This is a genomic window from Hyalangium gracile, assembly GCF_020103725.1.
GTDB lineage: Bacteria > Myxococcota > Myxococcia > Myxococcales > Myxococcaceae > Hyalangium > Hyalangium gracile.
Genome location: NZ_JAHXBG010000020.1, coordinates 205969 through 215399, shown reverse-complemented (window position 1 = coordinate 215399; position 9431 = coordinate 205969). Strand labels below are relative to the sequence as shown.

Genomic DNA, 9431 nt, shown 5'->3' with positions numbered 1-9431 from the left:
AGCAACTGTAGGCTTGTCGATCCCGCTTCCATCACCACTCAGGGGGTATCACCCCCAGGGCACTCGTGCGACCTGGGAAGGACCGGTGGCTTACACAGCTTCTTGAGGTTGTGGACCGCGCACGCCAGGGAGAACTCCCCGCGCACCTTGAACAGCCCCCGCAGCGAGAAGCGCTTGAGCACTCCGTTCTTGACCTGGCCGATGACGGGCTCGGCCGTCACCTTGCGCCGCGCGTACGCTCGCTTTCCCTTCTTCGTCCGCAGCTTGCGCCCCATCCGCTCCTTGAAACTCAGGCCCTTGGGGATACGTCCTCGTGGTGCCGTCTCCGGCTCCTGGCCATGCTTGGCGCGCCCCACGGCCACGAAGGGCTCCACCCCCATCGCCTGCACCTTCTCGATGTCTTCGCGGCAGAAGTAGCCCGAGTCGGCGCTCAGTTGCTCCGGCACCAGCCCCGTGTTGGCCTGCACCTGCGACACCATCGGCTCCAACTGCCTCACGTCGTTGGGGCTCTGCCCCACCTCTTGCGCCAGGATGAACTGCGTGTCCGCATCCACCGCCACCTGCGCGTTGTAGGACTGCTGGAAGCTGCCGTCCCGAGGCATGATGCGTGACTCCGGGTCGGTGAAGTTGCGCTGAGCCTTCGGGTCCACCACCGCCTCCTCCGCCTTCTCCCCTTGGGCTTGAGCCTTCTGGCGTGCCTCTTCCTCCAACTCCTGCTGGGCCCTGCGGATCTTCTCGATGCGCTGCTCCTTCTCCACCGCCAGCGCCACCTTCTTGTCCGCCTCCAGCCGGTTGCGCGCCTGCTTCAGCTTCTCGGCTCGCGTCGCAGGGTCGGTGAGCTCCTCGGGCAGCTCATCGCCTCGGATCCCCTTCCCATAGCGAGCCTGCTCCTGCTCATCCAGCGCCGCGGCCTCCTCCAACAACCGCTTCACCTGCTCGTCCAGCTTCTGGATGGACTCCTGCATCCTCCCGTAGCTCATCGCCTTGTGCTTGCTGGCGTTGGCTTTCACCTTCGTGCCGTCCACCGACAGGTGCCCTACTTTCTTCAGTCCGGCCTCTTGCGCCACACGCAGCGTATCCACGAACAGCGCTCGGAACGCCTCCAGGTGCCTCACCCGGAAGGCACACAGCGTGTCGTGGTCCGGCCTCTCTCCGCCGCTCAGGTACCGGAACCCCAGGTCCGTCTCGCACCGCCGCTCTATCTCCCGGCTACTGCTCACCCCTCGCGAGTACGCGTACATCAGCAGCAGCGTCATCATCACCGGGTGGTAGGCCGGCTGCCCGCACTCCTTCGTGTACGCCTTCAGGATGGGGCTGAAGTCCAGCACCTCGGCCAAGTCCGCGAAGAAGCACGCCAGGTGCTTCTCTCCCAGCACCTGGCGCGTGTACTGCGGCAGCAACTGCCCCTGCTCCGGCTGCCACGGCCGGAACGGTCGCGGGGACACATAGCGCCCGCTCGCCTCCGTCGGCTGCTCCGGCCTCTCGGGCTTCTCAATGGCTTCCACCTCCAGCAGTGCCCCCTGTTCGGGCGCCTTCGTCGAGCCGGTGCTCATGCCCTCCTATCAACCACACTACGTCCTACGGGGGAAGCACTACCCGGTGGGTTCTCCGACAAGCTCCTAGTGGAGTGTCCGCGAAGTCTTTGGAGATAGTCATGAGGGGGCTGGCCTTCGCCCGTGGTCGGTGTTCAGGGCTCGCCTCGCCGAGATAGTACCCAAGCAGTTCACGATCTTGTCAGACACTCTACTAGCCGCCCAAGAAGATGTTCCGTCGACAGCGGCTGGACGTTTGGTGCTAGCTTGTGGTCATGCCTGCCCCTACAACCATTCTCGATCTCGTCGCCCGCTTTGGGGACCATGTCGAAGCCTACAAGACTGGATCCTACAACGAAACCCAGCTACGGCGTGATTTCCTTGACCCATTCTTCAAAGCCCTTGGTTGGGACATGGACAATGAGCAAGGCTACGCTGAGGCCTACCGCGATGTTGTTCATGAAGACCAAGTCAAGATCTCAGGAGCATTGAAAGCCCCCGATTACGGTTTCCGGATTGGCGGCACTCGCAAGTTCTTCGTGGAGGCCAAGAGGCCTTCCGTTCGAATCAAAGAGGACGTCTCGCCTGCTTACCAGCTTCGCCGCTATGCGTGGAGCGCAAAACTCCCACTCTCAATTCTTACGGACTTTGAAGAACTAGCCGTCTATGATTGCCGTATAAAGCCCTCTCAGGACGACCCAGCCAGCAAGGCCCGTATCTTCTACTGCCGCTTTGACGAGTATGCGGAGAAATGGGATTGGATCGAATCCATATTCTCGCGTGAGGCTATCCTAAAAGGCTCCTTCGACAAATTTGCCGACACCAATAAAACCAAGCGCGGCACTGCCGAGGTGGACGCCGACTTCTTGGGCACCATAGAAGGATGGCGTGCTGACCTCGCGAAGAACCTAGCACTGCGGAACCCGGGACTCACCCAGCGCGAACTGAACTTCGCTGTTCAGCGCATTTTGGACCGTATCGTTTTCCTCCGAATCTGCGAAGATCGCGGCATTGAAGACTACAAGCGCCTTCACAGCATTTCTGACCGTCCCGGCATCTACTCGCATCTTGTACATCTGTTTCAGCAAGCAGATGACCGATACAATTCTGGACTCTTCCACTTCAAGCCGGAAAAGGGACGCCACGAACCCCCTGACTCTCTCACCCTCAGACTCAACGTAGATGATCTTCTGCTTAAGCAGATCATTCGTGGCCTCTATTACCCAGAGAGCCCCTATGAGTTCCGTATGCTCAGCGCCGACATACTCGGCCAAGTATATGAGCAATTCCTAGGGAAGGTTATTCGCCTCACCGACAGCCACCGAGTTGTCGTGGAGGATAAGCCGGAAGTCAGGAAAGCAGGTGGCGTCTATTATACTCCCACCTATATTGTCACACACATTGTCCAGCAGACCGTCCGCAAGCTTATTGAGGGGAAATCGCCGAAACACATCGCCCACCTCCGTGTGCTTGACCCCGCTTGTGGATCAGGCTCCTTTCTCATTGGGGCCTATCAATTCCTGCTTGACTGGTATCAGCAATGGTATAGCATAAACGATCCTCAGAAGTGGTCCAAAGGAAAGGCTCCCGCCCTAATGGCTGCTCCCGGTGGTGGCTGGCATCTCACCACAACTGAGCGCAAGCGCATCCTGCTGGCCCACATCTACGGCGTTGACATCGACGCACAGGCTGTCGAGGTCACGAAACTCTCTTTGCTATTGAAGGTGCTTGAAGGAGAAACCGCACAAAGTCTTCAACGAGAACTCATCCACGAGCGCGTTCTGCCGGACCTCAGTGAAAACATCAAATGCGGCAACTCCCTTGTCTCCTCTGATTTCTACGCCCAAAGCAATATCCCTGAATTGGACTTGGATGCTCGCCTTCGCATAAACGCCTTTGACTGGGATGGCCCAGGCGGCTTTCCGCAAATTATGCGAGCCGGTGGTTTTAACGCAATAATTGGGAATCCACCATATGTCCAACTCTCAATGGAAGACTTCAGGGAAGACACGGTAAACTCCTACCTAAAACATCGATACACCCTCTCTGGCGGACGTCTAAATACTTTTGCCTTCTTTATTGAACAAGCGCGGAAACTGGTGTCACCCGAGGGCAAAATTTCCTTCATCGTCCCCAACACACTCCTAACCCAAGAAGGTTATGAGGAACTGCGCAAGCGACTCATCACCTCAACATCAATCGAATCTCTCATCCAATCACAGGGGCAAATTTTCGCTGGAGCTGTTGTCGAGACCGTCATCCTTGTCCTCGGCAGGCACTCTCAGCAGAAGAATGTCGTGCAGTTTGGATGGATCAGCAGCAATGGCTCGATCAGCAGACAATCATCGACACATCAAGCAAATCTATCGAAGAACTATAAGGCCGCTTTCATCGTTCCTGGAGACGTTAAGACCACCAAGATCAAAGAACGTATGGAAGCCAGCGCCCTTCGCATGGGGGACATGCTCAACTTCAATCAAGCCATCGCACTAAAACACGACCGCGCAGCCTGTTTAGACGCAGCCCCCAAGACATCCAAACACCGGATGGTTCTTGATGGAAGACACATCACGCGCTACGCTGCTAGCGATTCGCCGAACTACTTCAAGTTCGACCTGTCCAAGATCCACAGCTGCAAGCGCGAGGACATCTTCTTGCTGCCGGAAAAGATCTTCATGCGTCGGGTTGGGGACCGCATCATCGCCGCATTCGACGATCGCCAGCGATTTGCGCTCAACACCATCGTTGTCGTGAGCCCCAAGCCCGCATGCGACTGGAGTATCAAATATGTGCTTGGTATCTTGAACTCCAAGCTCGTAAATTTCTATTATGTATCCTTCCTGAAGTCGTCAAAAAAAGCTTTTTCCGAGATTCAGGCACGGCAAGTCGCACAGATACCTCTGCCAGCGCTTTCGTTGCAGCAGACAAAAGACCAAGGTGCTCACAATCGCATCGTCACTCTTGTCGAACACATGCTTAAGCTTCAACGCCAGCGAATCTCCGCGCAAACACCACACGAGCAGACAGCCATTGACCGTCAAATCACCTCAACAGACGCACAGATTGACCGTGAAGTTTATGCGCTTTACGGCATGACCAACGAGGAGATAGAGATGCTGGAGACTGCTGCAGAGAATTCCAAGAGTACCTAACAGTTTGAGGTTCTCGTGAGTGGGGCGCTGAGTTCGAGTTTCGCACTTAAACTCCGTCTCCTGCACCCGGAAGCCCTGCCACTTCACGAAGGCGCAAAGCAGGTCCACCGCGTCGGCGGACTCCAGCTCGCGTCGGAGCTCGGTACCAATGCGCGGCTGCGTCGGGCCGTTCACCAGGAGTGCGCTCGCGCTCAGCGGCACCTCGGGGCGTGCCGGAAGCCGAGGTGGCCCGGGATGAGAGGGACGCTCCAGCAGCGCGAGGAGCACTTCGTGGGCCTCAGCCACCGGCGCAGCCGTCTCCAGGCCCGCCTCCCGACCGAGCTGGGCAATGAGGCCATTGACGAGCGCGACTTGTCGGGCGAGGGCAACACGTCCCTCTTCGCTTCCCGTCACGGCGCGGAGGGCATGGCGCACCTGGTCGTGAACATGCCGGGCGAGCAAGACATCAGAGTCCTCGGCGTCGAGTTCCTCGCGCTGGACGAACTCGGAAGGCGTGCCCTGGAGCTGACGGGCTAGAGGAACCGTGACGAGCTGCTCGTACAGCCCAGGAACCAACTTGAGGGACATGACCGGAGTGTAGCCCGGCGCCTCATGCCATTGGCCCTCTGCCGACAGTCCGCTACCGATGCGGCCCGGAAGCGCGGAGGCGGGAGCGACACGGCGCGAACTGGTCTGCTTGTAGTACCAGTTCGGGGAGACCGCGACCGACAGGCCCCCTACTCCGGAATCCCAGAAGCTCGCGACCTCGCGGAGCCCCTGGGGCCTGGACGGCGCAGGCAGGCAGGCAGCCTCCCGGGCGTTCAGAACAGCCTGCCTGGCACCCGCGACGCGGCTAGAGTCTGCGCCCCATGTCGCTGTCCACGCTGCTCACCGCCGAGAACCTCCGCGCGACCGCCGGAAGTGCCTTCGCTCGCGGTGAAGCGTACTGGCGTGAGGGTCGTGTCCTCTCCTACGTCCTCGAGAACGGCGCACTCGATGGCCTCGTCGTCGGCACGGCGCAGTACCGCGTCCGCGTCATGGCTCCCAGCGGCACCCTCGTGGGCCACTGCACGTGTCCGGTCCGCGAAGCGGTCTGCAAGCACGCCGTCGCGCTCAGCCTCGCGTTCCTCGCTCGGAACGGCTCGGCGCTCGAGCCGACGAACGGCACCGCCACCAGCTCACGCGAAGGGCCGTTCGCCACGCGCAACGACATGGAGCGCTGGGCGGAAGCCCACCAGGTCCGGCACGCACTCGCGGTCTCCGCCGAAGTCCTCCTCTCGGACCTGCCCCTCAATGAGGCGCGGCGCCAGGGGCTGCGCCATGCACTCAATGGGCTGGCCCTCCGTGATGTCGGCTCCAGGGAAGGCGCGCTTCGCCACGGCGGCGCACGCGGGAGTGGCCTGGAGACGGCGCTCACCGAGGCGACGTGGGCCTACCTGCAGCAGGAGGCGAGCTCGGTGGAGCGGGCGCTCTCCGAGGAGGCTGCACGTCGGGAGTCCCTCCCGGATGCGGCGCTCGCTCCACTGTGGACCCGCCTGCTCGACGTCCGCCGCACGCTCCGTCCTCACGCGTCTCCGCTCTCACGCAAGCGGCGGGCCGCCGCGACCTGGAGCTTCGATGCGGTCACGTGCTCGCTCACGTGGAAGGACCGCGACCGCGTCGTCCGCGCAGGCCCGGACTACGGCACCGTCGGCGTCCTGGCCCGGCTGACGTTCCCCGGAGGCTTCGAGGGCCGGGTGGAGTGCAACTGCGGCACCCGGCAACGCGCCTGCGTCCACTCGCTCGCGCTCGTCGACACGACCCTCGATCTCCTCGACGACGCCTCCCGGGTCGCCGAGGCACGAAACGTCGCCGCGGAGCTGCTGAGCCCCAGCTGGGCCCGTGCGTTGAAGGAGCTCGAGCTGTTCGAGGTGGAGGTGACGAAGCCCCGCGCCTCCATCGAGGTGTGGTGGTGCATCGAGCACGAGCTCGGGACGCAGACCGTGTCGCCGCTCGTGAAGAAGCAGACCCGCCGAGGCACCTGGAGCCCCGGCGCGCGGATGACCGCCGCCCGCCTGCTCGAGGACCATCGCGAGCTGCTCTCCGAGACCGACCTCCAGGTCGCCGAGCACCTCGCCTCCTGGGCTCCCGCCTCACGCTCGGCCGGCACCTATCCCTCCCGGGCGTTCCTCGCGCTCGTCGGTCATCCACGCGTCGTGCTCGAGCTGCGCCCCGAGGAGCCGCTCGAGGTGAAGCGCGCCCCCCTCGGCTTCACCGCGCTCCCCGCCGACAACCACATCCGCCTCGAGCCCTCCATCGACGGAGAGCGCTTCAACCCGAAGCTCCTGGGCGCGATGCTGCGCTCGTTCTCTCCCGGAGAGCCGCTGCTGGCCGTCGACGAGCAGCGCCGCCGGTGCCTGCTCATCGACGTGAACGAGGACGCACGGCGGATCTGGAACGTGCTCGAGAAGCACGGCGACCAGTTCCCTCCCGAGAGCCACGAGCAGCTGCTCGAGCGCCTGTCCCGCCTCGAAGCGCGCCTGCCCCTCGTCGTCCCGCCCACGCTGAAGGGGCGCGAGCTCCAGACGGAGATGGTTACCGTCGTCCGCCTGCGCCTCCTGCCCGACGTGTCCCTCGAGCTCGAACTGCTCGTTCGGCCAGGCCCGGGCGCGCCGCTGTTCCATCCCGGCGTGGGCCCACGCGACGTGCTGCTCTCGCGCGACGGCGAGCGGGGCTACGTGCGCCGCCAGCTCCTGCGCGAGGAGGAGCGCGCCCGCGCGGCCATCTCCTCCCTCCCCCTGGGCGAGGCCGAGGAAGGTCCGACGTTCTGCTTCCGGATGGGGGACACGGAGTCGGCTCTGCAGCTCGTCGCCGCGCTGCGCAAGCCGCCCCAGGGGCTCGAGGTCGAGTGGGTCGATGAGAAGCCCTTCATCGTCTCATCCGTGGGTCCGGAGGCCCTGACGGTCAAGGTCGAGCGCAAGCGGGACTGGTTCGGCATCGAGGGCGAGCTGAAGGTCGAGGCGGGAAGGCTCGAGCTGGCCGTCCTCCTGGATGCGGCCCGGCGACAGAAGCGCTTCGTGCGCTTCGACAGCCATCGGTGGGTCGAGCTCAGCGACATCCTGCGACAGCGCCTGCTCGCGGTGGCCGACCACACCTTCCTCGGGAAGAACCGCGTGGAGCTCTCTCCCGGAGCAGTGCCCGCCATCACCGCCCTGCGCGACGCGGGAGCCGACGTCGAAGCCGCGCCAGCCTGGCGGCTGCTGACGGAGCGCCTCGCCGCGTCGCTCTCGCTCAAGCCGAAGCCCCCCGCCGCGCTGGGAACCACGCTGCGCGACTACCAGGTGGAGGGCCATGCGTGGCTCAGTCGCGTCGCGGCGTGGGGCGCCGGAGCGTGCCTCGCGGACGACATGGGGCTTGGCAAGACGGTGCAGGCGCTGGCCCTGCTGCTCGATCGGGCGCGGCTCGGCCCCGCCCTCGTCCTCGCGCCGACCTCGGTCGCCTTCAACTGGGTCCAGGAGATGCAGCGCTTCGCACCGAGCCTGCGCCCCGTGCTCTACGCGGAGCAGGCCGACCGCGTGAAGTGCCTCGCGAAGCTCAAGAAGAACGACGTGCTCATCGTGAGCTACGGCCTGCTCGTGCGAGACGCGGCGAGCCTCTCCGCCGTCTCGTTCGCGACGCTCATCGTCGATGAGGCGCAGGCGCTGAAGAACCCCACCACCCGCCGTGCCCGTGCCGCGCGGCAGCTCAACGCCGGCTTCCGCGCCGCGCTCTCGGGAACGCCGCTCGAGAACCACCTCGGCGAGCTGTGGAGCCTGTTCGCCGTCGTCTTCCCGGGCCTGCTCGGCAGCTGGGACCAGTTCCGCGAGCGCTTCGCCTCCCCCATCGAGCGCGGCAAGGATCCTGACGCGAGCGCCGCCCTCTCCCGGGTCATCCGCCCCTTCCTGCTGCGCCGCACGAAGCAGGAGGTCGCGCGGGAGCTGCCGGCGCGCACGGAGATCCAGGTCCCCGTGGCGCTCTCCGAGGAGGAGTGGGCGCTGTACGAGGACGCGCGGCTCGCGGCCGTCGCCGAGCTCAGCACCCAGGGCAAGGGCCTGCGCAACGAGCAGCAGCGCTTCCAGGTGCTCGCGGCGCTCACGCGGCTGCGCCTGCTCGCCTCCCATCCGCGCCTCTACGACGCGCAGTCGAGCATCTCCTCCTCCAAGATGCGCCGCCTTCTGGAGCTCCTGGAGGAGCTGCGCAGCGAGGGCCACCGGGCGCTGGTGTTCAGCCAGTTCACCTCGCACCTCGAGCTCGTCCAGGAGGAGCTCAAGCGCGCGGGCTTCACCTACCAGTACCTCGACGGAGCCACGCCCGCGGCGACACGCGCGAAGCGCATCCAGGCGTTCCAGGACGGCGAGGGCGACCTGTTCCTCATCTCGCTCAAGGCGGGCGGCACGGGCATCAACCTCACCGCCGCCGACTATGTCATCCACCTGGATCCGTGGTGGAACCCGGCGGTCGAGGATCAAGCGACGGACCGGGCCCACCGCATCGGGCAGACTCGGCCGGTGACCGTGTACCGCCTGATTGCCCGTGGGACGATCGAGGAGCAGATCCTCTCGCTCCATTCCGACAAGCGCGCGCTGGTGGCGGGAGTGCTCGAGGGAACGGATGTCGCGGCGCGGCTGACCACGAAGGACCTGCTCGACCTGCTGGCGGGGGGCGACACCCCTCGCGAGCGACTCGATGACGAGGAAGAGTCGCGCCCCCGCACGGTGCACTGAGCTCCGCGCAGGTCCGGAGGGTGACG

General features: G+C 64.0%; 4 protein-coding genes. 3 read left to right on the top strand and 1 reads right to left on the bottom strand.

Features of this window, described 5'->3' with window-relative positions:
- Window positions 1-38: 38 nt before the first annotated feature.
- Window positions 39-1553, bottom strand: coding sequence for an IS1182 family transposase (locus tag KY572_RS33515; RefSeq protein WP_224247735.1), 1515 nt, complete (start codon window positions 1551-1553; stop codon window positions 39-41).
- A 254-nt stretch (window positions 1554-1807) separates the two neighbouring features.
- Between KY572_RS33515 and KY572_RS33510 the strand changes: the two genes are divergently transcribed.
- The 3 genes from KY572_RS33510 to KY572_RS33500 all read left to right on the top strand — a co-directional run bounded on the left by KY572_RS33510 (window position 1808) and on the right by KY572_RS33500 (window position 9405).
- Window positions 1808-4684, top strand: a complete 2877-nt coding sequence (locus KY572_RS33510; RefSeq protein ID WP_224247739.1) for an Eco57I restriction-modification methylase domain-containing protein — start codon at window positions 1808-1810, stop codon at window positions 4682-4684.
- Window positions 4685-4918: 234 nt separating this feature from the next.
- Entirely contained in the window at window positions 4919-5200 is a 282-nt protein-coding gene (locus tag KY572_RS33505; RefSeq protein WP_224247734.1) for a hypothetical protein, read from the top strand.
- A gap of 332 nt (window positions 5201-5532) precedes the next feature.
- Window positions 5533-9405: a DEAD/DEAH box helicase gene (locus KY572_RS33500; protein WP_224247733.1), complete on the top strand. Its 3873-nt coding sequence runs from the start codon at window positions 5533-5535 to the stop codon at window positions 9403-9405.
- Window positions 9406-9431: the final 26 nt, after the last annotated feature.

Bases quoted from the DNA above. Each gene is read 5' to 3' on its own strand.
- KY572_RS33505 (WP_224247734.1), top strand. From the start codon at position 4,919: ATGAGAGGGACGCTCCAGCAGCGCGAGGAGCACTTCGTGGGCCTCAGC.
- KY572_RS33500 (WP_224247733.1), top strand. From the start codon at position 5,533: ATGTCGCTGTCCACGCTGCTCACCGCCGAGAACCTCCGCGCGACCGCC.
- KY572_RS33515 (WP_224247735.1), bottom strand. From the start codon at position 1,553: ATGAGCACCGGCTCGACGAAGGCGCCCGAACAGGGGGCACTGCTGGAG.
- KY572_RS33510 (WP_224247739.1), top strand. From the start codon at position 1,808: ATGCCTGCCCCTACAACCATTCTCGATCTCGTCGCCCGCTTTGGGGAC.